We start from the raw sequence: 24,883 nt of genomic DNA, 5'->3' as shown, positions 1-24,883 counted from the left end.
ATGAACCAGCTGCGTTTTCTTGCCATCATTACAATGTTTTTTTTGCTGATCAGCCTTTCGGCATGCGACAAAGACGATTCCTCCGATGATTCAATTCTCGGAACCTGGGAACATGTTGAATCGTGGGAAGGATTCTCGATGACAGTTACCATGACCTTTAATGCCAACCACACCGGCACCTCAAAACTGGTAATGGTTATTGAGGGTGAAACTGAAAGCGAAACGACCAGCTTTACGTACAGCATAAACGGCTCAACACTCACGATCACCGAAAGCGGCGAAGTTGCTGTTCTTACCTTCTCTGTCTCCGGAGATACGCTCACGATCACGGAAGACGGCGAAAAGTTAGTATTTACACGAAAATAAAAATCTTTCGGAGCCTCGGGCTTGGCCCCTAATTTTAAACGGTCATTTTTGATGAAAATGCGCCAGTTTTCTATTGTAAATTTTCGCTTAAATTACTTACTTCGTACATCAATAAGCCTCTTTAGCTCAGCTGGTAGAGCAGCTCATTCGTAATGAGCAGGTCGCGGGTTCGAGTCCCGTGAGAGGCTCACGAACGGGAGGAGAAGCCTGTCCCGATGAAAATCGGGAAGTCCCGTGAGAGGCTCAAAAATATTTTTACGACTGCCTTCACATTATGAAGGCTTTTTTATAACAAAGAAATCCGAAGAACGCAGACCTTCCCTTTCTGCGGCTTACTACCCCAAGCGACAAAAAAGGGAAATATCTCTGATTCATCGAACCCAACACTTTTTCATCCATCATGTTTTACATCCTGATAGCTCAAATACAACACTATTGCAATCACAATCACCATCAGGACACCGTATGCGATAAGTGCTCCCATGACTTTTTCCTTTTAAACGTTTTCCATCCGGCTTAAAAACCGGGCTCCTAATAACGCTCAGGTTTTTCCAACCATTCATCACACTTCCTTTTTAGTGTTTTTCCGTATTGGCTTATACGAAGAACACATACCGATAGGTTCCCTTTAAGAGAAGAATCAGACATCACCCTCCGGTATTTATGATCTGAAAGCTGCTCCAGAGTAGCAAAACAAGGCCTTCGGAAGATTACCTTTTAGCCGATTTCCGAATATTACTAAGAAGGACGCAAATAATTTAATTAGCTTTTTTGATTGCCAATGGTGCCGGATAAAACCAGCATTCACTTGCTTTTTATACTGATTTTCAGTAAATTGAATAGCATTTTTTGACTGAGATACAACTTTCTGATACTGTTGGAAGCAATTAATCAGGCTTTATTCTTTTAAACCAGTTCCGGCAGCCTCCCGGCTAAGGAGCAAATTTTATGAATTACCACTAAGAAGAAAACGTATGAAGAAATTTTACTCATCGACAAAACCCCTGTTAATCGCCGCGGCTTTACTTTTAAGCTTCGCAGCCAAAAGCCAGGAATCCCTGGTAATTACCGTTGGAGACATTACCCTGGATCCGCAGGGGGACACCCTTGTTACAGCCGAATATACCGACGGTAACGGAAATCTGGTTTCGGATGCTAAAATTGGATGGATCACCGAACCCGGTTACCTGGGAAAAGTTGACAAGAACGGAAAATTAGTAGCAAGCCACCCCGGCGAAGGTTATTTGATTGCCAAATACAAAGACCTCCGGGATACCGTAATGCTGACGGTGACGGGCACTCCAAAACCTGATGACGACGATGGAATGATGGAGGATGAATATCCAAAAATCAAAATTGTTCCGGATAATATTCGCGTTGAAATCAGTGATTCGGTTGAACTTCGGGCATTTTATATCGATTCCACGGGAGTCAAAATCGACACCACTTTTGAATGGTGGGTGGAACCAATGGAAGTTGGTATGTTTTCCGACTCGATCCCCAACCTGTTTTATTCAGCCGAAGCACCGGGAAAAGGAATTATTATAGCCCGCCTGGGAGATTTAGCCGACACGGCCAAAATTACGGTGTACGAAACACGTGAGAAAAAGGAAAAAATCCAGAAGGAAAAAGACAAACAAAACAACAAGGGAAAACAACTCACCATCACCCCGGACGACATGATGGTTTATGTAGGAAACGCCCCAATTCAATATTCTGCAGCCTACAAAACAAACGGGATCAAGCATCAGAATACGACCTACAACTGGAGCGTAACAGACACAACCGTGGCAAAAATTGATGAAGACGGCCTGCTTACGTTAACGGGCGAAACCGGAATGACACTGGTAACCGCTAATTACTCCAATTTTGAGGCTTCGGTTGAGTTGCTGGTTGTTGACTCTACAGTTGACCTGGAGGTAAACACCATTTCGATAAGGCGCGTTCTGCCTAACGGAAACGAACTGCATCCCAAATATTTCAAAGAAGGAGAATCCTATAAAATAGGCGGACTTCCCTACCCGCTGAATATTCTGAATGCAGGGATGTTACATTTCCCTTTTGGCTGTATTAGCGAAGACATTGACATTTACATGTTCATCCCGGAGAAATACGCTGAGATGAACGAAGACAGCACGGAGGTTGAATTTAGCGAAGACATTATTACGGGCGTAAAATTCAGTGTTGTGCCGGCAGGTTCTGATACTATTGTTGAACCATATTGGTTTAATATTCCTGTTGAGTTAAAACTGGTTTACAAGCAAGATCTGCTTGATTCGCTAGGGATTGATCCGATGGATCTGGATGTTTTCTTTGCCGACAATACCGGCTTTGTTTCGGTAGACGATCAGATTGCACGGATTGATACTGCCCGAAACCGGATTTATGCATCAATTGAACACTTTAGTACAATTGTGGTAAAATCGGCCGATTCAAAAACGACCGTGGATATTATCCCGAAAGAGAAACCAGCATTTGACATTTATCCCAATCCGTTCAGCTCCCAAACAAAAATAGAATTTAAACTGGAACAGAATTCCAACGTTAACCTGAGCATCTATAACCTGTTTGGGCAGGAAATCAAGATACTCACCAACGGCGAACTTCAGGAAGGCATGCATCGATTTGTATGGAAAGGAGACAAAGCCAACGGCACCAAAGCCACAACCGGCATTTACCTGGTACGATTGATCCAGGACGGAAAAGTAACCAACGTACAACGCCTGGTGTTAAATCGCTAGGCAAACTTCAAACAGCATAAAGCTAAAAGCCTTTCGCCACCAGGCGGGAGGCTTTCTTTTTCCAAAAGTGAGGCACAAAAAAAGGGCTGTCAAACGACAACCCTTTTATTTATTTCTTTAGCTTCGGATTAAGCATTCAACGAATAACGGTCAAAAGCTGTTACTGTCAATTCAGCATCGTTTTGCTTCAGGAAATCTTTGATGGAGATTTTTCCATCTTTCACGTAAATCTGGTTCAAAAGTGTTACGTCTTTGTACCATTTGTTCAGTGAACCCATAGCGATCTTTTCGATCATTTCTTCAGGTTTACCTTCGTTACGGTATTTTTCTTTCGCAAAAGCAAGTTCTTTATCGATTTCAGCTTGTGGAATAGAAGACTCGTCAACTGCAAGCGGAGACATAGCTGCTACCTGCATAGCCACATCTTTTCCTACCTGAGCTTCCACTTCTTTGTTGAAACTTACCATTGTAGCCAGTTTGTTTCCTGGGTGGATATAACCAACTACAGCTGCATCGCTCAAACATTTATAGTACGAAAGTTCCAGTTTTTCACCTGTTACACCGGTTTGTTCAGTTACCAATGCTTCAATGGCAGTTCCTTCAAGCTCAATGGCTTTCAGAGCTTCCAGGCTTTCCACTTTATTTTCGAGTGCTGCATTCAGAATTCTTTCAGCAAATGCAACAAAGCTTTCGTTCTTAGCTACGAAGTCGGTTTCGCAGTTCAGTACAACCAATGCACCGAATTTGCCATCTTCAGTAACTTTCGACAGAGCAACGCCTTCAGCAGCGTCACGGTCTGCACGTTTGTTAGCAATCAGTTTTCCTTTTTCGCGGATAATTTCGAGTGCTCTTTCAAAGTTACCTTCGGCTTCCGCCAGGGCATTTTTGCAATCCATCATCCCTGCACCGGATACTTTACGCAGTTTAACTACGTCAGCTGTTGTAAAAGACATATGATAAAATCTTTTTAAAGTTTATAGAATGTTAACCTTACTCGTCGTCAGAAGTTTCTTCGTCATCAACGTCTTCATCGTCGTCCGAATCTTCGTTAACAGCTTTCGCTGCTTTTTTACCGGAAGCAACATCTGCGTCTTCTTTCTCCTTCTCAACTTTGCGTTCGCCCAATCCTTCACGGATAGCATCACACATAGCTCCAACAATCAGTTTGATTGACTGAGAAGCGTCGTCGTTGGCAGGAATTACAAAGTCAACATCTTCAGGGTTCGAGTTGGTATCAACAATCGCAAATACGGGGATTCCCAATTTCTGAGCTTCACGAACAGCGATTTTTTCTTTCAATACATCAACAACAAAAAGGGCTGCAGGCAAACGAGTAAGATCAGAGATTGAACCCAACACTTTTTCCAGTTTAGCACGCTGCCTTGTGATCTGCAGTTTCTCACGTTTTGAAAGGTTATCCCAACTGGTGTCCTTCATCATTTTGTCGATGGAGATCATTTTTTTCACCGCTTTGCGGATGGTCGGGAAGTTGGTAAGCATACCACCGGGCCAGCGTTCAGTAACGTAAGGCATTCCTACCGCTTTTACTAAATCTGAAACCAGTTCTTTGGCTTGCTTTTTAGTTGCAACAAACAAAACTTTACGGCCCGATTTTGCAATTTGCTTAATGGCAGCCGCAGCTTCATCAATTTTAACTACTGTTTTTTGCAGATCGATGATGTGGATTCCGTTTTTCTCCATGAAGATATAAGGCTCCATGTTGGGATTCCACTTTCTTTTCAGGTGACCAAAATGTGCACCTGCTTCCAATAATTCTTGAAAATTTGTTCTTGGCATCTGTTTACTTTTTCTATGTTCTAAAAGCAACCGCTGGGTAGCCCCGAAACCTCGGAGATCTCAGCCGTTTTAGATCCATATAAGTGAATAATAATATAAATATTAACGTTTTGAGAACTGGAACCGTTTTCTTGCTTTTGGCTGACCTGGTTTCTTACGTTCCACTTCGCGCGGATCCCTTGTAACAAATCCGGCAGCTTTCAGTTGTGGTCTTGACTCAGGATCAATTTCCATTAAAGCACGGGTGATAGCCAAACGCAGCGCTTCTGCCTGCCCTTTGGGGCCACCGCCATCAAGGTTCACTTTGATATCGTATTTTTCAGAAACCTGAAGCAAGTTCAGTGGTTGCAATACGATGAACTGCAAAATTTCTGACGGGAAGTATTCTTTCAGTTCCCTTTTGTTGATGGTAATGTTTCCTTTACCTTCGCTAACGTAAATACGCGCAACTGCTGTTTTTCTACGTCCTAATGAATTAATTACTTCCATCTTGTTTATTTAGTTTTTAAATCAACAATTTTTGGTTGCTGCGCAGCATACTTGTGTTCAGCACCAATAACTACATGCAAGTTACCGTACAGTTTGCGGCCCAGTTTGTTTTTAGGCAACATACCTTTTACGGCTTTCTCCACTAGGCGCTCCGGATATTTAGCAAGAATTTCCAGAGGATTTTGAAAACGCTGTCCGCCCGGGTAACCTGAGTGACGTACGTATTGTTTGTCGCTCATTTTTTTACCAGTCAATACAACTTTTTCAGCATTGATCACGATTACGTTATCCCCACAGTCAACGTGCGGAGTAAAATTCGGCTTGTTTTTACCTCTTAGCATTTTTGCCACTTCACTGGCCAAACGCCCCAAAACAAGTCCTTCAGCATCAATAAGAACCCACTCTTTGTTAACGGTTTCTTTATTCGCCGAAATTGTTTTATAGCTAAGTGTGTCCACTTTAAACTTCTTTTTTTTATTCTACACTTCTGACCTTCCCTCAGCTTTAACCGATTGCCTCAACGGAATTTTTCGACAACAGCACTTACATCAAGAAAATCAATTACTTACACTCCTTATAAATAAGGATAATAATCGGGACTGCAAAAGTATTTTCTTTTTTTGGAAATGCAAAGAAATAAATGTCAAATTTTCATGCACTTAGCATCGTTTCGTATAAAATTAACATAAACACGCTTCCATTGATTTTCAAAACATTAATACACCCTTCTTTCTACGAAGAAATACCTAGGAGACAACCAGACTCAATGTCCAAACCTAAGTAATTTAGCTGCCGAATAATCTTCTTGTTTTTTGACCGTTATCCTCTAAATAAAAAACAGGAAACAACAAGAAGGATGTGAATAAAACGAAGCAAGATTTCTGAAACAGCCCTTTAATTTACTTACATTTGTTGACCGGCAGATGAACGGATAAGCATGAGAAAGCAAAGACCCGGAAAATTGAAAAAGCGATTTATGAACTCGTGGATGACTTCACTGGTAAGCATTACACTGGTTTTGGTATTGATGGGGCTGCTAAGCTTAATATTACTGAACACCCGCCGCTTGTCGGAATATGTGCGCGAGCAAATCGGGTTCACCCTGGTATTGAAAGACAACCTGAAGGAAACCGAGGTCCTTCGCCTGCAAAAGACACTAAATGCCAGCGACTATGTAAAGTCAACCCGCTTTATTAACAAGGAAGAAGCAGCCGAGGAATTAACCCGGCAACTGGGCGAAGATTTTTCTGGATTTCTGGGCTACAACCCGCTTTTTGCATCGCTCGACGTAAAACTCTATGCCCCGTACACACAAAACGACAGCCTGGTTATGCTGGAGCAGAAGTTCCTCGACTATCCGCAGGTAACCGAAGTTTACTACCAAAAAAACCTGGTCACCTTAATCAATGACAACGTTCAAAAAATAAGCCTGATCATCCTGATTGTAAGCTCACTGCTTACCTTTATTTTCTTCGGGTTGATCAACAATACTATTCGTTTACTGATCTATTCGCAGCGCTTTATAATTAATACCATGCAAATGGTTGGCGCCAGCAGGAATTACATCCGAAAACCTTTTCTGAAAAGAAGCATTGGGCTGGGAGCCGTTGGCGCGCTACTTGCCAACATCATTTTACTGGCCGGGATCTACACTTACAAAAAAGAACTTTACGGTCTTATTTCAGAAAACGACCTGAAGGTTGTTCTGTATGTTGTGGCCATTGTTTTTGCCCTTGGCTTTATTATCTCCCTGTTGTCGACTTGGCTTGCCCTCAACAAATTCCTGCGATTGAAATTTGACGAGTTATTTTATTAACTATCTTTACGCACCAATTTATCCGAAATATGGCTAAAAGAACAAAAGAATCAAAAGATACAGCGGGATTTGCCCTCGGAAAAGAGAACTATAAGTTAATGGCTATTGGCTTTGCCATCATCATTTTAGGTTTTATTCTGATGGCCGGTGGCGGCAGTCATGATCCCAATGTTTTCAGTGAAGAAATTTTCAGCTTTCGCCGAATTACACTGGCACCGATTCTTCTTTTCATCGGGTTTGTTTTTGAGATCTACGCCATTATGAAAAAACCCAAAGAGGAAGAATAAACGGCCCGATGAACGAACTCCAGGCACTTCTACTCGGAATTATCCAGGGACTTACTGAATTTCTACCTATCAGCTCAAGCGGACACCTTGAAATGGGGCATGCTTTGCTGGGAATACACGAAGGCAACAACCTGTTGTTTGTACTCGTCGTGCACGTTGCTACCGTTTTAAGCACACTGGTTGTGTTCCGAAAAGACATAAAAGTTTTATGTCAGGATCTGTTTGCATTCAAATGGAACCAATCAACCCAGTACATTGCCAAGCTACTTTTATCTTCGGTTCCCATTGTAATCATCGGTCTCATTTTCAAGAAGCAAATCGAAGGTCTTTTTACCGGCAACCTTTTACTAGTGGGCTGTATGCTGCTGGTTACTGCCGGCTTACTTACACTCACCACCTTTGTAAAGAAAAGTGATGGTGAAATCACCTACAAAAACGCATTCATAATTGGCATCGCACAAACACTCGCCATTTTACCCGGTATCTCCCGCAGTGGATCTACAATTGCCATCGGTCTCTTATTAAAAGGCAAAAAAGAAGATGTCGCCCGTTTCTCATTTTTGATGGTACTTCTTCCCATTCTTGGAGCATTGGGTTACGACTTGTTGAGAGAAGGCGTGGTTGTATCAGAAGTCAACATCAAAAACCTGGTAATTGGTTTTATAGCTGCCTTTGGTTCCGGCTTGCTGGCCTGCTCCTGGATGATCAAAATAGTAAAACGAGGCAAACTGATTTATTTCGCCGTTTATTGCGCGCTTATGGGACTTATTGCTATCTTTGCAGCTTGATTTTCAAGAACTTTAATCCAATGCTCTGAAATTCAGAGAATTACGTATGCCCGAATTTAAAAACAAATATGACTTTCCTGCCGGAGAGATTTTATTGTTTGACAAAGATTTGAAATGGACTTCGTTTGATCTGGTAAACAAGGTCCGTTATGAACTTTGCCGGAAACTGGGCATTAAAAAGCTAAAAGTAGGGCACGCCGGAACACTCGATCCGCTGGCTACCGGGCTAATGATTTTATGTACCGGGAAAGCCACCAAAAAAATAGAGGAAATTCAATACCAGGAAAAAGAATACCTGGCTACATTGAAGTTAGGCGCCACAACTCCTTCGTTTGATTTGGAAACCGAAGAAGACAGTTCAGCCGACTACAGTCATGTAACTCCTGAAATGCTGGATGAAGTTTTAAAGACATTTATTGGCGAGATCGATCAGGTTCCACCCATCTTTTCAGCTGTTAAAGTAAAGGGGAAGAGGGCTTTTGATTATGCCCGAAGTGGAAAGGAGCTAGAACTTCAACCCAAAAAAATTGTTATTAAAGAGATCAAAACAGAGCAGTTTGATTTACCCTATATAAAACTAAGGGTTACTTGCGGCAAAGGGACTTACATCAGGTCTCTGGCGCGCGACGTAGGAAAAGAGTTAAATTGTGGGGCTTATTTAACCGCTCTGGAGCGAACAAGAATTGGCGATTTTGGTTTGGATGATGCATTTAATGTAAATTTTTTTCTGGAAAACTTAACTTTAGATGAATCAAAATGAAATTTCAGCCGTATAACGGAACTCTGAATAAAAAAACCAATTATCTGTACTATTTTTGTCAATCACTTAAAAAAGAATTACTTAAAAAGAGAAGCATATGAAGTTATCAAAATTCAAGTATGAGTTAAATCCAGAAAGAATTGCCTTACATCCGGCCGACAATCGAGATGAGTCGAAACTGATGGTTTTGAACAGGGCTACCCGGACCATCGAACATCGCTTGTTCAAAGATGTGCTTGACTATTTTGATGATCAAGATGTAATGATTTTCAACGACACCAAAGTTTTCCCTGCGCGTTTGTACGGAAACAAGGAAAAAACCGGTGCCGAAATCGAAGTATTTTTACTGCGCGAACTCAACCGCGAACAACGCCTTTGGGACGTGTTGGTTGATCCTGCCCGAAAAATCCGTATCGGCAACAAGCTGTATTTTGGCGACGACGATCTGCTGGTGGCAGAAGTGATAGACAATACAACATCGCGTGGACGTACACTTCGTTTCCTGTTCGACGGTCCTTACGACGAGTTCAAGAAAACACTTTACGGTTTGGGAGAAACTCCCCTGCCCAAGTTTATCAATCGCCAGGTTCAGCCTGAAGATAAAGACAGGTATCAAACGATTTTTGCCAAACACGAAGGTGCTGTGGCCGCCCCAACTGCCGGGTTGCACTTTAGTCGCGAGTTGATGAAACGTCTGGAGATCAAAGGAATTGATTTTGCCTATGTAACACTGCATGTTGGACTGGGCAACTTCCGTAGCGTGGACGTGGAAGACCTTACCAAGCACAAAATGGATTCAGAACAGATTTGGATTCGCCAGGAAGCCTGCGACGTGGTAAACAATGCGAAGGAAAGCAAGCGAAATGTTTGTGCAGTTGGAACCACTGTAATGCGTACCCTGGAAAGTTCAGTTTCAACACAAGGACATTTGAAACCTTACGAAGGCTGGACCAACAAATTTATTTTCCCGCCTTACGATTTTAGTGTGGCTAACTCGATGATCACCAATTTCCATCTTCCTTACTCAACATTGTTGATGATGGTAGCAGCTTTTGGCGGTTACGATTTTGTAATGGAAGCTTACAAATCAGCCATAAAAGAAGACTATCGTTTTGGAACATACGGAGATGCAATGCTGATTATCTAATTAACATTGCCGAAAAATATACAAGCCGCGACTGTTTATCAGGATCGCGGCTTTTTTATGTCGCCGCAAAGTCCCCGAAACTTCTACAAGTTCACCAACACTTTATAATAAGTGAATTTACAGCGTTTATCCGGATCAAACTGATAATACGCAATGGCTATCCGGCAGATATCCTGAATCACGGAATAAATACTTGAAACCTCCATTCGTCCATATTTATTGAGCTCTGCATCGCTCTCGAGCGCCTTGAAACAATCTTCGCACTCATCCACACGCCCCGCACAAACCAGGATTTTATCAAACAATGAATCCATGGTACCTTTATCCGTAATTCGCTGCCGTGCGTCTTCATCAAGATTGCCCGCAAAGGTTTTCAGAAATTTATAAAGGCTGAAATGATCGCCGTTCTTGGCATCACTGAAATACTCGGTGTAACCGGTCTTCTCAAAAAACTCTCTCAGGAACTCCTTGTCTTTCTTAAAATCGACTTTCATGGAAGCACGAAGCACTTTCAGATGTTGAAGCCCCTCCACCATTACTTCGTGCCAATGTTTGTAGTGCTCGTCTTCAATAGAATCCAGACTATCTGAATAGTGCTTGTCGATCGTATCATCTATCCAAATATTCAGCGAAGTGGCATATTCAGGATCCCATTCTTTCCGCAAAATGCTTAGTTCGTAAATGTTCTCTCTGAAGGTTCGGGCAATTCTCTGACACGCTAAAATCGTGGCCGTACTGGTTGGGCAAACGGTTAGAATTTCCATAAAAAGTTATTTTGTAGTTAGTAGATATAACAAAGCTACGGACTACAAAACAATTACACCAAATCACAAAACCTTTATTTTCAATGTTTTGCAACTATGTTGCTTAACTATGTTACGCAACATCTTCATTTGAACATATGGTACTAAAATACACAGGGTAAATACCGATAAAAAGACAGAGTTAGCTCGGTTCTATTTATGCCGTTTCTTTAACTCTCTTACAATATCTTCGATCCGGTATCCCTTGTGGGTAAGCAGAACAATCAGGTGATAGAGCAGATCACCTGCCTCGTAAATAAAGTTTTCATCGTCGTTGGCCATGGCTCCGATGATAGTTTCCACCGCTTCTTCCCCTACCTTCTGGGTAATTTTACGCGTTCCTTTCTGAAACAAGGAAGTGGTGTAAGAACCTTCGGGCATTTCGGCCTTGCGCTTATCGATAAAATCCTGGAGATAGCTTAAAAACTGAATATCGTTTCCGGTGTTGGTTTCCTCGAAACAAGTATCAGCGCCGGTATGGCAAACCGGGCCAACAGGGTCTACCTTTATCAGTAAGGTATCGTTATCGCAATCTATTGCAATGGAAACCACCTTCAGAAAGTTTCCCGATTCTTCTCCTTTGGTCCACAAACGATTTTTGGTACGGCTGAAAAAAGTCACTTTCCCAATTTCCTTTGTTTTTGAAAGGGCCTCTTCATTCATAAAACCCAGCATAAGAACTTTTTGGGTTTCGGCATCCTGAATGATGGCCGGAATAAGTCCGTCCATTTTATTAAAATCGATAGCTGATACTGCTGTTAACGTCTTCATTGATTCATATTTACTGCGAAGTTAAGCATCGTAAGCCTAACGAACCACAATTCCTTTTTCTTTTAAATATTTCTTAAGTACAGGGATCGGTATCTCGTTGTAGTGAAAAATACTGGCAGCCAAGCCGGCATCCGCTTTCCCTTCGGTAAAAACATCCACGAAATGCTCTTTTTTACCTGCTCCTCCCGACGCGATAATCGGTATTTTCAACAAGTCGGCCATGCGCGAAAGCTGCTGATTGGCAAAACCATTTTTGGTTCCGTCGTGGTTCATCGAGGTGAACAGGATCTCTCCTGCCCCGCGGTCTTCCGCTTCTTTGGCCCACGAGAAAAGCTCCTTGTCGGTTGGAATACGACCGCCGTTCACAGTAACAGTCCAGTGGTCGTTCTCATCGCCCCGTGCATCGATCGCTACCACCACAAACTGGCTTCCAAAATTTAAAGCCAGTTCGTCAATCAGTTTCGGATTACGCACTGCTGACGAGTTGATGGAAATTTTATCGGCCCCAGCACTTAGCAATTTTTCGGCATCGGCAAGTTCACTGATTCCTCCCCCAACGGTAAACGGGATATTCAAATGTGCTGCAATGCGTTTCACCAGTTCCACAAAAGTTTTTCGACCTTCATGCGTGGCTGTAATATCCAGAAAACACAATTCATCGGCGCCTTCGGCAGCGTATTTTGCTCCCAACTCCACGGGGTCGCCCACCTCCTGAATATTCACAAAATTGACACCTTTAACGGTTTGCCCGTTGCGGATGTCCAAACATGGTATAATTCTTTTTGCCAGCATACTTAATTTCAAAGAAGAAGGTTTAAAGTTTAAAGTATAAACCTTTCTATTTCCTTCAAAGTTATCCGATTCTCGTAGATTGCCTTACCGGTTATCACACCCGGCACGCCCATTTCATCCAATTTTAATATATCGTCCATGGAAGCAATGCCTCCGCTGGCTATAATTTCAACCTTGGGAAGCTCCTTCATTATCTGCTCATAAAGGTCAAAAGCCGGCCCACTCAACATTCCGTCGCGGCTGATATCGGTCGAGATTACTTTTGAAATCCCTTGCTGATGGTACTCTTTTATAAACCCGACAACCGGAAGTTCTGTTGACTCCAGCCAGCCACTAACTGCTATTTTGCCATCTTTTGCATCGGCTCCCAGGATAATTTTTTCGCTGCCGTATTTTTCCAGCCAGATCAAAAATGTTTCTTTCTGCTTTACAGCAATACTTCCACCGGTAACCATTGTGGCACCCGAGTTAAAGGCAATCTCCAGGTCCTTATCGGCTTTTAATCCTCCGCCAAAATCAATCACCAGTTTTGTTTTGGTGGCAATGGTCTCCAGCACTTTGTAGTTCACAATATGCTGGGCTTTTGCCCCATCGAGGTCTACCAGGTGTAAACGCGAAACACCGACGTCTTCAAACATCTGCGCCACCTCCAGGGGATTTTCGTTGTACACCGTTTTCTGGTTGTAATCTCCCTGCGAAAGCCGCACACATTTCCCTTCTATCAGGTCAATGGCCGGGATGATTTCTATTTTTTTACTCATTAGTTTTTCGTAAGCCACAAAGATGCGAGGTTTCTTTTTATAAATCTTCCAAAATCATTTTTAAAACAGCTTGCGCCGTTACCTGGCGGTTGTAGGCTTCTTCCACCACAATTGAATTGGGGCTGTCAATCACTCCGTCGGTCACCACCACATTGCGGCGAACCGGCAAACAGTGCATAAATTTGGCCTCGTTGGTTAAAGCCATTTTGGCCTCATCAACCGTCCAGCCAAAGTCTTTTGAGAGAATTTGCCCGTAATGCGTGTACGACGCCCAGTTTTTGGCATACACAAAATCAGCCCCTTCAAATGCTTTTTTCTGATCGTACTCAACCTTTACATCTCCCATAAACTCGGGCGCCAGTTCATAACCTTCGGGATGCGTCACCACCAGTTCGTAGTCGGTTTCGCGCATCCATTCCACAAACGAGTTGGCTACCGCCTGGGGCAATGCCCGCGGATGCGGTGCCCAGGTAAGCACCACTTTGGGGCGATCCACTTTTTTAAACTCTTCAATGGTCACCAGGTCGGCATAACTTTGCAGCGGGTGACGGGTAGCACCTTCCATGCTAACTACCGGAACTCCGGCATAATCAACAAACTGATTCAGAATCCGCTCCGAATAGTCGGCCTCTTTATCTTCGAACTTCGCAAAAGCCCTTACCCCAATCACATCGCAATATCTTCCGATTACCGGAATTGCCTCGCGTAAATGTTCCGCATTCTTACCATCCATCACAACTCCCATTTCCGACTCCAGCTGCCAGCTGTCTTCGGTAACATTCAGCACCATGGTATTCATTCCCATGTTCATGGCAGCTTTTTGTGTACTTAAACGCGTACGTAAACTGGAATTAAAGAACACCAACACCATGGTTTTATTTTTCCCGAGGTGCTGAAATCCGTATGGGTTTTTCTTGACTTCAAATGCGGTTTCAATCGCTTTCTCAATGCTGGGCAGGTCTTTTACAGAGATAAACTTTTTCACGTGCTTAAAATTGTTTTGTTTATTGAGGAAACACTTAAAATTACGGTGTTTACCTATCTTATGATTTGGTCTTTATTTTCAATTTCTACTTCTGTTTACCAACAGTCTTCATTATTGTTCCGGCAATGATCGCATAGCATAACCACCAGTATCTGCTTGTCAAATATTTCATAAATAATCTGACAGTCCTTCGATGTCATAGTACGAACCGTAGGTAAAGCTGTTTCATTTCCCTTTAAAGGATGTTTAGCAATTTTCTGCAGAGATTTGCTAACCCGTGAATTCAATTCACTACCATAAGCCGTCGAACCTTTCTTTTTGTAATAATCAAGAATGGTATACAAATCGACTTTTGCCTCTCTTGACCAGATTATCTCCCGTGCAGCCATTTCCCAACCTCCTTTTGCAGTTCGTAGTGCGAAATCGTCCCGTTCAGTCTCAGCTGTTCTCGTGCCACCTTAATCCGTTCCTTTTGGTAATCGTTCAGCTGGCGTTTATCTTCCGTAGTTTTGTTTTCTAAAATTGTTTTTATAGCTGATAAAAACGATTCATCTTCAATCCGCAACAGCTGTTCAACAATATTATGTCGTATTTCCAATGTGCTCATACTTAACTTTTACTACGAAATTATTTACAACTAAGTGGGCCTTACCTGCCCGTTTCCTTCAACAATCCATTTATAACTGGTTAATTCTTCCAGGGCCATCGGGCCCCGTGCGTGCAGCTTTTGCGTACTGATCCCGATCTCTGCCCCCAGCCCAAACTGAGCTCCGTCGGTGTAAGCAGTTGATGCGTTGGAATACACTGCCGATGCATCCACCAGTTTTCGGAAAGTGCCGATACGCTCAGCGTTTTCGCTTACAATGGCTTCGCTGTGTTTTGAACTGTACTGACTGATATGCGAAACGGCCTCGTCAAAACTATCCACGGTTTTTACCGACATTTTCAGCGACAGGAACTCCGTACCATAACTTTCGGGAGTAGCCTGAAAAAGCAAATCCTGGGGATACTTTCCTCTCAATACTTCGTACGAGCGCTCATCGGCATAAATCACTACTTTCTCTTCGAGCAACTTTGTACCAAAAGCCGGAAGTTCATTCAACCTGCTTTCATGAATCACCAAACAATCCAAGGCATTACAAACCGACGGACGGCGTGTTTTTGCATTGAAAATAATTTCGCGACCCTTTTCAGCATCTCCAAACTCATCAAAATAGGTATGGCAAATTCCGGCCCCTGTTTCAATTACCGGGATAGTGGCATTTTCGCGCACAAAATTGATCAGTCCTTGGCTTCCCCGCGGAATGATCAGGTCGATGTAACCATGTGCACGTAACATTTCGTTGGTTTCTTCGCGGCCCGCCGGCAGCAAAGCAACTGTATTTTCGTTTAATCCGAATTTCTTCAGAACATCCTGAATGATCGAAACAATGGCCTGGTTCGAATCAATGGCGTCGCTTCCACCTTTCAGCACACAAGCGTTACCCGACTTCAGGCAAAGCGCAAACACATCGAACGTAACATTCGGACGCGCTTCATAAATAATACCGATCACCCCAAACGGAACCGTCACTTTTTTGATTTTCAAGCCATTCGGACGATCCATTTCTTTCAGCGTTATTCCAACCGGGCTATCCAGCAAAGCCACGTTCTCCATGTCGGAGGCAATTCCTTCAATCCTTTCCTTCGTAAGTTTCAGGCGGTCGTATTTGGGATCTTCGGGGTCCATCCTGCTTAGATCTTTCTGGTTTTCTTCCAGAATATAAGCGGTATTTGCCCGGGCCTGAGCGGCTACTTCCAGCAACACTTCCTTCACGCGATCGTTCTCAACCAGATTGAGCTGACGCGATGCTTCAAGGACTTTCTTCAGTTGTTGTTCGATCTTCATTTCTTTATTTATTATGGCTTTAAAAAGCACTGGTTTCGAAATAACCCTCTCCCGGGGGAGGGAGAGGGAGCTCAGAATACGTTATCAATTAGGGCATCAAAAAAAGGGAGAATGAATGATTGCCGTTGAACCGGCTTTTGTTGAAAGTTACCCTGAGCTGTTTTTACATATAATCTGTCCTTTTATAATTCAGTTTTAACTTGCCCCGTTCTTATTTTCGAGGTACAAATAATCGTAATGAACTACCGGTCGTTGTTTCTCCGACAGTTTTTCCTTTTCTAATTTTTCTGAATGGTAAGCGGCCTTCCCAAGTCCCACCGTTTCTCCTTTCTCGTCAAGAATTTTGATCAGGTCGCCTTTTTTAAATTCGGTATCTATACGCACCACACCCACCGGCAGCAAGCTAACTGCCTTTTCCGAAGTCAGTGCATTAACCGCACCAGCATTCACTACAATCTGTCCTTTTGCAAAGCCATCCGAATAAGCGATCCATTTTTTTACGCCACTCGATGGCTTTTCGTTGGGAACAAAAAAGGTATGCTTTAACGATTGCTGAACGTCAAGTAAATCAATCAGTACATTATCGCGGGTACCGTTGGCCACGTGTACTCCAATTCCGTCGCCGGCCACTTTTTTGGCTATTCTGAACTTGGTCAGCATTCCGCCGCGGCCAAAATTCGAACGCTCGGAAGAAATCGCATTTTGAGCTTCGTTGTCTGTAATTTCAATTCGTTCGATCAGCTTTGCATCCTCACTTTTGGGGTGGGCATTATAAACTCCGTCGATGTTACTCAGAATGATCAGGGCTTCGGAATCCACCATTGAAGCGATCAGTCCCGAGAGCTCATCGTTGTCGGTAAACATCAGCTCGGTAACCGAAATTGTATCGTTCTCGTTTACAATCGGGATCACTTTGTTTTCAAGCAACGTGCTGAAACAGTTTTTCATGTTCAGGTAATGCCCACGGCTCGAAAAATTCTCTTTGGTGGTAAGCACCTGGGCACAAACCAGGCCGTCTTCCTGAAAAAAATCAGAATAACGTGAGATCAGTTTCACCTGTCCCAGGGCAGCCCACAACTGGCGTTGCGATACGGCGTCTGTTTTTTTGCAAGGCTGCATCACGGCGCGTCCGGCAGCCACCGCCCCGGAAGACACCAACACAACCTCCACTCCATTTTTGTGCAGAAAAGCAATCTGATCAACCAAATGCGCGATGCGAGACACATTCAATGTCCCGTCGGATTTGGCCAATACATTGCTGCCAACTTTTATGGTTATTTTTTTATATCGAAATTGCATTTTTCTTCATCTCCAAATTGGTGTAGGGGTACCAATTTTATTTATCGGCGGCCGGCAATTCTACCGAACCGCTGCCTTGTTCTTTACTTTGTTGGAGCAATTTTTTTGTACGATGCCAGTACTCCCTGTATCAGCGAGGCGCTGAAACCTTTGTGCTCCATTTCGTTCAACCCGGTAATGGTCACGCCCATCGGGGTTGTAACTTTATCGATCTCCCTTTCCGGGTGATGACCCGATTGCAAAAGCAGTTCGGTAGCTCCTTTTACGGTTTGAGCCGTAATAAACTGGGCCATTTCTGCCCCAAAGCCAATCTCGATTCCTCCCTGCATGGCAGCACGAATGTAACGCAATGCGTAAGCAATTCCGCAGGAAGAAAGAACGGTTGCAGCCGCCATCAACTCTTCCGGAATTTCAACCGTTTTACCCATATTGTTAAACATCTCCACCACAAAATCTTTATGCGGAGCCGTGTTTCCGTTGGCTGAAATACAGGTCAGCGACTCGCGCAGTGCGATCGCTGTATTGGGCATTACCCTGAAAATCGGGATGTCGGTCCCGGCCATTTCTGCCAGTTCGTTCATTCCTACTCCGGAAACAATTGAAATCAAGATCTTTTCTGCCGAAAGTGCTCCTTTGATTTCTTTGAGCACGCCTTCGATATGATACGGTTTTACAGCCACAATCACCACCTCGGCATTTTTGGCTGCCTCCAGGTTATCGGTAAAAGTGTTGACGCCCAACTCAGCTAATTTAGCGAGTGTGCTTTCTTTTCGGTCGGAAACCGAGATGTCGGAAGCGGGCACAAAACCGGACTTCACGAGACCAATGGCGATAGCGCCCCCCATGTTTCCTACACCTATTATTGCTATTTTTTTGTTGTTCATAACCGGCAAATTAGTCGTTCATGTTTTACATTCTATTTCTTTTCAGCAAACGTAGCTGAAACATCTGCGTAAACGGCTTCAAAGGCGGCCAAAAATTCGTCGGCCTGCGCAATTGTTAACCCAAGCGGCGGCAACAAACGGATGATGTTTTGCCCCGAAACACCCGTAAAAATGCCATAGTCAAACAAAAGCTTTTTACGAATTTCAGCGATCGGGAACGGAAACTCCATCCCAATCATCAAACCTTTTCCACGCACTTCAAAATCGCCGTCCATCGCCGTCAGGCTTTCCATCAGGTAGTTCCCTGTTTTCTCGGCATTCTCTACCAGACTTTCGTTCTGAATTACATCCAGCACAGCAATGGCTGCTGCACAAGCCAGGTGGTTCCCCCCAAAAGTGGTTCCCAACATTCCGTACCAGGGTTCAATTTCGGGCTGAATCAGCACACCACCAATCGGAAAACCGTTGCCCATTCCTTTTGCGAGGGTAATGATATCCGGTTTGATTCCGGCATACTGAAAGGCAAAGAAACGCCCGCTACGTCCGTAACCCGACTGAATTTCATCCAGAATTAAGGCAGCCACGTATTTTTCGGTAAGCTTTTTCAGCTGTTGCAAAAAGGCGATATCCGGCAGGCGAATTCCGCCGATTCCCTGGATCCCTTCCACAATTACAGCCGCTACATCGCCGTTTTTCAAAACTTCCTCAGTGGCTTCAATATCGTTAAACGGAAGAATTACCGCGTTGGGGCTCTCGTTTACCGGTGCCACAATCTTCGGGTTATCGGTAATCGCTACCGCTGCCGAAGTCCGGCCGTGAAACCCTTTTTTATAACTGATAATCTTTTTCTTACCGGTGATAAACGACGCCAGCTTCAAGGCATTTTCGTTGGCTTCAGCACCCGAGTTACAAAGGAAAAGACTGTATTCATCGCATCCGGAAACCTTGCCCAGTTTATCCGCCAACTCGTGTTGCAACGGATTCTGAACAGAGTTGGAATAAAATCCGATCTGCGACAACTGATCCGAAATTTTTTGTACATAGGCCGGATGGCTGTGGCCAATGGAAATTACCGCATGTCCTCCGTACAAATCGAGGTACTTGTTTCCATCCTTGTCCCAAACATAACACCCTTCGGCTTTTACCGGGGTAATGTCAAAAAGCGGGTATACATCAAATAGTTTCATATTCTTCAAGTTGGAAGTACAAAGCTGAAAGCACAAAGCCGGAACAGTTCTTCCTCCAATTATTAATTTCTAATTCTCATTTTTTTACTAAAAAGCAACAGGTTTTAAACCCAGTCCTGCTTTTTCATCCAGTCCGAACATCAGGTTCATATTCTGAACCGCCTGCCCGGAAGCACCTTTCAAAAGGTTATCGGTTACCGTAATCACCACCAGTTTATCACCGTGTTTTTCGAGATAAACAACGGCTTTATTGGTATTCACCACCTGTTTTACGGATGGATTTTCGTCTACCACAAAAACAAACGGATGACCGGCGTAATAGTTTTTGTAAATCTCGGTTGCCTCTTCGAGCGAACCATTGTAATTGGTATAAGCGGCAACAAAAATACCACGCGTATGGTTTCCGCGAATCGGAACAAAATTAAAACCGCTCTCAAAACCGGGTTGCAACTGTTTCCAGCTTTGAAGAATTTCGCCTTCGTGCTGGTGTTCAAAAATTTTATAGGCCGACAGGTTGTTGTTACGCCAGCTAAAATGCGACGTGGAAGTAGGCTTTTGTCCGGCGCCGGTTGAACCGGTAATGGCCTGAACATGTACTTCGTCTTTTAACAAACCTCTCTCGGCCAAAGGCAAAAATGCCAGTTGAATTCCGGTGGCAAAACAGCCCGGATTGGCAATGTATTGGGCCGATTTTATGGCTTCGCGGTTTAACTCGGGCAAACCGTATATAAAATCGTTTCCTGCTCTTTTCAGACGAAAATCATGACTCAGGTCGATGACCTTCAGACTTTCGGGCAGGTTATTTTGCTCCACAAATTCTTTCGATTTTCCGTGCCCCATGCACAGGAAAATCACATCTGCCTTCTCAAAAGGCATTTCTTCCGTAAAAACCAGGTCGGTATCGCCCAGCAAGTCAACATGCACGTTTGAAACAGCATTTCCGGCATTACTTGTACTCTGCACAAACACCACCTCCGCCTCCGGATGATGAATAAGAATACGCAACAACTCACCGGCTGTGTACCCGGCTCCTCCTATAATTCCAACTTTAACCATTTGATTGGCGATTGATGACTAACGAATTAAGATTTCAGATTTTTCTCATCTATCGGCATTCGTCAATCGAAATTCAAAATTCTTATAAATCTCCGTTTACCTTGTTGTATATCTTCAACGAGTTCGACAAAATTTTGGTAAATCCTTTTACGTCTTCGGCGGTCCAGGCTTCCACTGTTTCGCCGTATTGTCCGAATCCGGAATTCATCAGATCGTGTTCCGACTCAATTCCTACCAGGTCGAAATGATACGGACGCAATTTCACGATCACCTTACCGGTCACCTTTTCCTGTGTCGATTCCAGAAAATCCTCGATGTTGCGCATTACCGGTTCCTGGTACATGGCTTCGTGCAGGAACATTCCGTACCAGTTGCCCAGCTGTTCTTTCCAGTACATCTGCCATTTGGTAAGCGTATGTTTTTCGAGCAAATGATGTGCTTTGATAATGATCAGCGGCGCTGCGGCCTCAAAACCAACGCGGCCTTTAATGCCAATAATGGTATCTCCCACATGCGTATCGCGGCCAATGGCGTATTTCGATGCAATTTCTTCCAGTGCACGGATAATTTCCGGGCCATTTTCATAAAACTCGCCGTTTAATGCCACAAACTCACCTTTTTCAAAACCGAGTTCAATTACCTGTTCGTCGGTTGTCTCCAGTTGTTTCGGGTAAGCGCTTTCCGGTAAATTTTTATCGGTAGTCAACGTTTCCTTACCGCCAACACTGGTGCCCCAAAGCCCTTGGTTAATGGAGTACTCCATTTTGGAAAAATCCGCCTCGTACCCGTGTTTTTTCAGGTAGTCAATTTCCTGCTGACGGGTCAGCAATAAATCGCGGGTAGGCGTAATAATTTCTATTTCGGGCGCCAGCACCTGGAAAGTAAGGTCGAAACGAATCTGGTCGTTTCCGGCACCGGTACTTCCGTGCGCAATGGCAGTTGCCCCAATTTCCTTGGCATACTCAATGGTGGCAATGGCCTGAAACGCGCGCTCCGAGCTTACCGAAATAGGATAGGTATTGTTTCGGAGCACATTTCCGAAAACCATGTATCGGATGCACTTTTCGTAATACTCGTTGGTAACATCGAGGGTAACGTGCTGAACAGCCCCCAGAGCCAACGCTCTTTGCTCGATCGCCTTTAGTTCCTCATCCGAGAAACCTCCTGTGTTGGCGATGGCTGTATAAACATCAAAACCTTTTTCCTCTTTTAAATACTTTACGCAAAACGAGGTATCGAGCCCCCCGCTAAATGCCAAAACCACTTTTTTGCTCATGATATATTTTTCTTGAAAGAAGAGTGACAGCAAAACTTACTCCCTCCAGGTAATCTGTAGCTGTCTGTTCCCTCTACAGTGCGGTCACTCTCTTATTTATTCTTTTTCAGTAATTTGTTCTTTTTATTTGCCAAACCCGGCTTAATCCGCGGAATCAGATCCAAAAGACTGCGCTTTTTAATCGGACTACCATTAACTACCGGTTTTTCCCAGGCCGGATCGTACAACATGCCGGTACACAAACATTTACTACGGCCTGTCCGCTCCAGTATATCGTGATTCACACACCCCTGGCATCCCTTCCAAAACTGGTCATCCAAAGTTAACTCAGAAAATGTTACCGGGCGGTATCCCAACTCGTGATTAATCTTCATTACCGCCAAACCGGTGGTCAAACCAAATATTTTTGAATTCGGATACTTTTGCCGCGAAAGCTCAAAGGCTTTCTTTTTAATGGCTTTAGCCAGGCCAATTCCGCGGTACTCTTCACGCACAATCAAACCCGAGTTGGCTACAAAACCTTTTTCCTGCCAGGTCTCGATATAGCAAAACCCAGCAAACTGTTCCCCTTCAATAGCAATAATGGCTTTCCCCTCCTGCATTTTGGAAGAGAGATATTCATATGTTCGGCGAGCGATACCCGTTCCCCTCTTTTTCGAGGCTTCATCAATGGCATCGTTTATATCGTCAACAAATTTGAGGTGTTCCTCACTGGCCACCTCAACCTTAATATTATCCAAACTTTTCATGCTTGTTCTTATAACTTTTCTTTCAGCTTTGGCATTATTTTCACTAATGCCTCCATCAAATCACTTTTTGAAATTCCTTCCCTCTGTATAATTAATATGGTATCATCACCCGCCACTGTGCCGATGATCTCCCATGTATTTGAACTATCAATGACAGCCGCAATACTGCTTGCATAACCCGGCAGAGTTCTCAAAACCGCCAGGCTACCCGAGAATTGCAAATCCTTGAAACCATCGGCCAGGTAATTCACCCGCGTTTGCTCTGCCAGCGAAACAGGGGCTCCGTTTTCGGGAATGGTATAAATATATCCCAGCACCGGATGCGGCACTTTGGCCACCTGCAAAACCTTCAGGTCGCGCGAGAGGGTTGCCTGTGTCAGCTCGTAACCTTTGCTCTTCAAAGTACCCAACAATTCTTCCTGACTCTGAACCTTCCCGTTCTGAATTATTTTTCTGATTTCAAGTTGTCTTTGTACTTTATTCTTCATTGAATAAATATTCATTTTCGATGTAAAAATATTCATTTCAATTTAGAATCAAACTAATTTATTCAGAATAATTACTATTTTTGCAACGATTTTGATTTTGGCTTAATGTTACGATCATTATTTATGTGGAATACTTATCAGAAAATATCTATAGAAGAGAACTGAAATGCGTTTGTCGATTTTAGAACAAACGCATTTTTTTTAATATCATATCGGAATATGTTTAAAGTAAGACAGGCAAAATTAACATTGGAGGACGGAACTGTTTTCGTTGGAAAATCGTTCGGAAGCGAAAAATCAGTCGCTGGAGAGGTAGTGTTTTATACAGCAATGACCGGTTATCCCGAGAGTTTGACTGATCCGTCGTACACAGGCCAGATTCTGGTTTCGACTTACCCAATGATTGGGAATTACGGCGTTCCGTTCAACCAAAAAGAAAACGGGATCCATAAATTTTACGAATCGAACAAACTGCATATCACTGGTTTGATCATTTCTGACTATTCGTTTGAGTTCAGTCACTGGAATGCTGAAAAAAGCTTATCCGACTGGTTGAAAGAATACGAAGTTCCGGGCTTATTCGACATCGACACCAGAGCCTTAACAAAAATTTTACGTGAGAAAGGTTCGATGCTGGGAAAAATCGAATTTGATGAAGAAATCGACTTCTACGATCCCAACAAGGAAAACCTGGTTGCCGTTGCCAGCTGCAAAGAACGCGAAGTTTATGGCGAAGGGGAACACAAAGTAGTGCTGATCGATTGCGGGGTAAAAAACAACATTATCCGCTGCCTCATCGACCGGAATGCCACCGTAATCCGTGTTCCGTGGGATTACGATTTTACAGGAGAAGAATACGACGGCGTATTTATCTCCAACGGACCCGGCGACCCGGCCATGTGCGATGCCACTGTAGAATACATCAAAACAGTGATTGCCGAAGAGAAACCGATTATGGGGATTTGCCTCGGAAACCAGCTGCTGGCGCGCGCTGCCGGAGCTGACACTTACAAACTGAAATACGGTCACCGCAGCCACAACCAGCCGGTACTTCTGGAAGGGACCAACAAATGTTACATCACTTCCCAGAACCACGGGTTTGCGGTAGCCACCAAAACATTGCCGGCAGACTGGGAGCCATTGTTCACCAACGTGAACGACGAGACCAACGAAGGAATCAGGCACAAAACCAAGCCGTTCTTCTCTACTCAGTTCCACCCCGAGGCATCGAGCGGCCCAACTGACACCGAGTTTTTGTTCGACGAGTTCATCAAAAATATTGTGGAATACAAAAAACAGGTTTGAACCGCAGAATATCGATTAACGATTTAAGAATTAAGAACGAAAAAAAGAGATGAACAGATTTGATTTGGAGGAAAGGTTGATAAAGTTCGCAGCTATGATTATCAGGCTGGCAGAAACATTACCGCATTCTCCGGTTGGCAGTCACATGCAAAATCAAATTGTCCGTTCAGGAACATCTCCTGCTCTGAATTATGGCGAAGCTCAGAGTGCTGAATCTAAAAAAGATTTCATTCATAAAATGAGCATTTGCCTTAAAGAACTTAGGGAAACCTTTGTTGCACTCAAGATTATAAAGTATTCCGGCCTTACTAAGACAGTAGATTTACTGGAAGAATGTTTTATTGAGAACAACGAATTGATATCCATCTTTGTTAAAAGCATTGAAACAGCAAAAAAGAACAGAAGTGTAGAACACAACGATTAAGGTTGCATTGAGGCCACTCAATCA

General features: G+C 43.6%; 28 protein-coding genes and 1 tRNA gene. 10 read left to right on the top strand and 19 right to left on the bottom strand.

The features are described 5' to 3' along the window. The 3 genes from INQ51_RS18295 (at window position 1) to INQ51_RS18285 (ending at window position 3,107) form a co-directional block, all read left to right on the top strand. Window positions 1-366, top strand: coding sequence for a lipocalin family protein (locus INQ51_RS18295; RefSeq protein WP_233379398.1), 366 nt, complete (start codon window positions 1-3; stop codon window positions 364-366). A gap of 115 nt (window positions 367-481) precedes the next feature. Then, window positions 482-554, top strand: a tRNA-Thr gene (locus INQ51_RS18290). A gap of 786 nt (window positions 555-1,340) precedes the next feature. Beyond that, entirely contained in the window at window positions 1,341-3,107 is a 1,767-nt protein-coding gene (locus INQ51_RS18285) for a FlgD immunoglobulin-like domain containing protein (RefSeq protein WP_233379397.1), read from the top strand. Window positions 3,108-3,235: 128 nt separating this feature from the next. Here the strand turns inward: INQ51_RS18285 and tsf are convergent, their stop codons facing one another. From tsf to rplM, 4 genes are all read right to left on the bottom strand, one after another. Next, entirely contained in the window at window positions 3,236-4,060 is an 825-nt protein-coding gene (tsf, locus tag INQ51_RS18280) for a translation elongation factor Ts (RefSeq protein ID WP_233379396.1), read from the bottom strand. A 37-nt stretch (window positions 4,061-4,097) separates the two neighbouring features. Then, window positions 4,098-4,904, bottom strand: coding sequence for a 30S ribosomal protein S2 (gene rpsB, locus INQ51_RS18275; RefSeq protein ID WP_233379395.1), 807 nt, complete (start codon window positions 4,902-4,904; stop codon window positions 4,098-4,100). A 102-nt stretch (window positions 4,905-5,006) separates the two neighbouring features. Further along, window positions 5,007-5,393: a 30S ribosomal protein S9 gene (gene rpsI / locus INQ51_RS18270; RefSeq protein ID WP_233379394.1), complete on the bottom strand. Its 387-nt coding sequence runs from the start codon at window positions 5,391-5,393 to the stop codon at window positions 5,007-5,009. 5 nt (window positions 5,394-5,398) lie between these two features. After that, window positions 5,399-5,851: a 50S ribosomal protein L13 gene (gene rplM / locus INQ51_RS18265; protein WP_119436767.1), complete on the bottom strand. Its 453-nt coding sequence runs from the start codon at window positions 5,849-5,851 to the stop codon at window positions 5,399-5,401. Between the two features lie 479 nt (window positions 5,852-6,330). Between rplM and INQ51_RS18260 the strand changes: the two genes are divergently transcribed. From INQ51_RS18260 to queA, 5 genes are all read left to right on the top strand, one after another. Next, on the top strand, window positions 6,331-7,209 hold the full coding sequence (locus INQ51_RS18260; RefSeq protein WP_233379393.1) for a cell division protein FtsX: 879 nt from the start codon (window positions 6,331-6,333) through the stop codon (window positions 7,207-7,209). A gap of 29 nt (window positions 7,210-7,238) precedes the next feature. Beyond that, entirely contained in the window at window positions 7,239-7,496 is a 258-nt protein-coding gene (locus INQ51_RS18255) for a DUF3098 domain-containing protein (RefSeq protein WP_119436765.1), read from the top strand. Window positions 7,497-7,504: 8 nt separating this feature from the next. Beyond that, on the top strand, window positions 7,505-8,284 hold the full coding sequence (locus INQ51_RS18250; RefSeq protein WP_233379392.1) for an undecaprenyl-diphosphate phosphatase: 780 nt from the start codon (window positions 7,505-7,507) through the stop codon (window positions 8,282-8,284). Between the two features lie 46 nt (window positions 8,285-8,330). Then, a complete protein-coding gene (truB, locus tag INQ51_RS18245; RefSeq protein ID WP_233379391.1) occupies window positions 8,331-9,044 on the top strand; it encodes a tRNA pseudouridine(55) synthase TruB in 714 nt (237 codons plus the stop codon). Window positions 9,045-9,141: 97 nt separating this feature from the next. After that, on the top strand, window positions 9,142-10,191 hold the full coding sequence (gene queA / locus INQ51_RS18240) for a tRNA preQ1(34) S-adenosylmethionine ribosyltransferase-isomerase QueA (protein ID WP_233379390.1): 1,050 nt from the start codon (window positions 9,142-9,144) through the stop codon (window positions 10,189-10,191). Between the two features lie 83 nt (window positions 10,192-10,274). On the opposite strand, the gene INQ51_RS18235 is transcribed toward queA, so the two are convergent. The 15 genes from INQ51_RS18235 to INQ51_RS18170 all read right to left on the bottom strand — a co-directional run bounded on the left by INQ51_RS18235 (window position 10,275) and on the right by INQ51_RS18170 (window position 23,130). Beyond that, on the bottom strand, window positions 10,275-10,955 hold the full coding sequence (locus INQ51_RS18235; protein WP_233379389.1) for a hypothetical protein: 681 nt from the start codon (window positions 10,953-10,955) through the stop codon (window positions 10,275-10,277). Between the two features lie 192 nt (window positions 10,956-11,147). Next, window positions 11,148-11,765, bottom strand: coding sequence for a bifunctional phosphoribosyl-AMP cyclohydrolase/phosphoribosyl-ATP diphosphatase HisIE (gene hisIE / locus INQ51_RS18230; protein WP_233379388.1), 618 nt, complete (start codon window positions 11,763-11,765; stop codon window positions 11,148-11,150). Window positions 11,766-11,801: 36 nt separating this feature from the next. Further along, complete coding sequence (gene hisF / locus INQ51_RS18225) at window positions 11,802-12,557, bottom strand: imidazole glycerol phosphate synthase subunit HisF (RefSeq protein WP_233379493.1); 756 nt, start codon at window positions 12,555-12,557, stop codon at window positions 11,802-11,804. 29 nt (window positions 12,558-12,586) lie between these two features. After that, window positions 12,587-13,318 (bottom strand): 1-(5-phosphoribosyl)-5-[(5-phosphoribosylamino)methylideneamino]imidazole-4-carboxamide isomerase, encoded by a 732-nt coding sequence (gene hisA / locus INQ51_RS18220; protein WP_233379387.1) that lies wholly within the window; start codon window positions 13,316-13,318, stop codon window positions 12,587-12,589. Between the two features lie 37 nt (window positions 13,319-13,355). Beyond that, on the bottom strand, window positions 13,356-14,303 hold the full coding sequence (locus tag INQ51_RS18215) for an N-acetylornithine carbamoyltransferase (protein WP_233379386.1): 948 nt from the start codon (window positions 14,301-14,303) through the stop codon (window positions 13,356-13,358). A 95-nt stretch (window positions 14,304-14,398) separates the two neighbouring features. Then, the gene (locus tag INQ51_RS22760) at window positions 14,399-14,692 is read right to left on the bottom strand and encodes a type II toxin-antitoxin system RelE/ParE family toxin (protein ID WP_410796470.1); all 294 of its coding nucleotides are present in this window, start codon (window positions 14,690-14,692) and stop codon (window positions 14,399-14,401) included. Beyond that, on the bottom strand, window positions 14,674-14,910 hold the full coding sequence (locus INQ51_RS18210; protein WP_233379385.1) for a hypothetical protein: 237 nt from the start codon (window positions 14,908-14,910) through the stop codon (window positions 14,674-14,676). The genes INQ51_RS22760 and INQ51_RS18210 overlap by 19 nt, the downstream gene beginning before the upstream one ends. Before the next feature lie 30 nt (window positions 14,911-14,940). Further along, a complete protein-coding gene (locus INQ51_RS18205; RefSeq protein WP_233379384.1) occupies window positions 14,941-16,191 on the bottom strand; it encodes a glutamate-5-semialdehyde dehydrogenase in 1,251 nt (416 codons plus the stop codon). A 195-nt stretch (window positions 16,192-16,386) separates the two neighbouring features. Beyond that, entirely contained in the window at window positions 16,387-17,490 is a 1,104-nt protein-coding gene (gene proB, locus INQ51_RS18200; protein WP_233379383.1) for a glutamate 5-kinase, read from the bottom strand. A gap of 83 nt (window positions 17,491-17,573) precedes the next feature. Continuing rightward, on the bottom strand, window positions 17,574-18,374 hold the full coding sequence (gene proC / locus INQ51_RS18195; protein WP_233379382.1) for a pyrroline-5-carboxylate reductase: 801 nt from the start codon (window positions 18,372-18,374) through the stop codon (window positions 17,574-17,576). Between the two features lie 32 nt (window positions 18,375-18,406). Next, window positions 18,407-19,561: an aspartate aminotransferase family protein gene (locus tag INQ51_RS18190; protein WP_233379381.1), complete on the bottom strand. Its 1,155-nt coding sequence runs from the start codon at window positions 19,559-19,561 to the stop codon at window positions 18,407-18,409. Between the two features lie 87 nt (window positions 19,562-19,648). Beyond that, on the bottom strand, window positions 19,649-20,617 hold the full coding sequence (gene argC / locus INQ51_RS18185; RefSeq protein WP_233379380.1) for an N-acetyl-gamma-glutamyl-phosphate reductase: 969 nt from the start codon (window positions 20,615-20,617) through the stop codon (window positions 19,649-19,651). A gap of 82 nt (window positions 20,618-20,699) precedes the next feature. Next, entirely contained in the window at window positions 20,700-21,893 is a 1,194-nt protein-coding gene (argG, locus tag INQ51_RS18180; RefSeq protein ID WP_233379379.1) for an argininosuccinate synthase, read from the bottom strand. 92 nt (window positions 21,894-21,985) lie between these two features. Further along, window positions 21,986-22,642, bottom strand: a complete 657-nt coding sequence (locus INQ51_RS18175) for a GNAT family N-acetyltransferase (protein WP_233379378.1) — start codon at window positions 22,640-22,642, stop codon at window positions 21,986-21,988. 8 nt (window positions 22,643-22,650) lie between these two features. Next, window positions 22,651-23,130: an arginine repressor gene (locus INQ51_RS18170; protein ID WP_233379377.1), complete on the bottom strand. Its 480-nt coding sequence runs from the start codon at window positions 23,128-23,130 to the stop codon at window positions 22,651-22,653. A 219-nt stretch (window positions 23,131-23,349) separates the two neighbouring features. Between INQ51_RS18170 and carA the strand changes: the two genes are divergently transcribed. Together carA and INQ51_RS18160 are read left to right on the top strand one after the other, a co-directional pair. After that, window positions 23,350-24,435 carry a glutamine-hydrolyzing carbamoyl-phosphate synthase small subunit gene (carA, locus tag INQ51_RS18165; RefSeq protein ID WP_233379376.1) on the top strand — a complete coding sequence of 362 codons (1,086 nt, stop codon included), beginning with the start codon at window positions 23,350-23,352 and terminating at the stop codon, window positions 24,433-24,435. Window positions 24,436-24,484: 49 nt separating this feature from the next. Continuing rightward, on the top strand, window positions 24,485-24,859 hold the full coding sequence (locus INQ51_RS18160) for a four helix bundle protein (protein ID WP_233379375.1): 375 nt from the start codon (window positions 24,485-24,487) through the stop codon (window positions 24,857-24,859). The last annotated feature ends 24 nt before the right edge of the window (window positions 24,860-24,883 follow it).

It is taken from the genome of Maribellus sp. CM-23 (genome assembly GCF_021354595.1).
In the GTDB taxonomy this organism is placed as follows: domain Bacteria; phylum Bacteroidota; class Bacteroidia; order Bacteroidales; family Prolixibacteraceae; genus Draconibacterium.
Note: the sequence above shows the minus strand (reverse complement) of the source record. Positions and strands in the feature narration are given on the sequence as shown.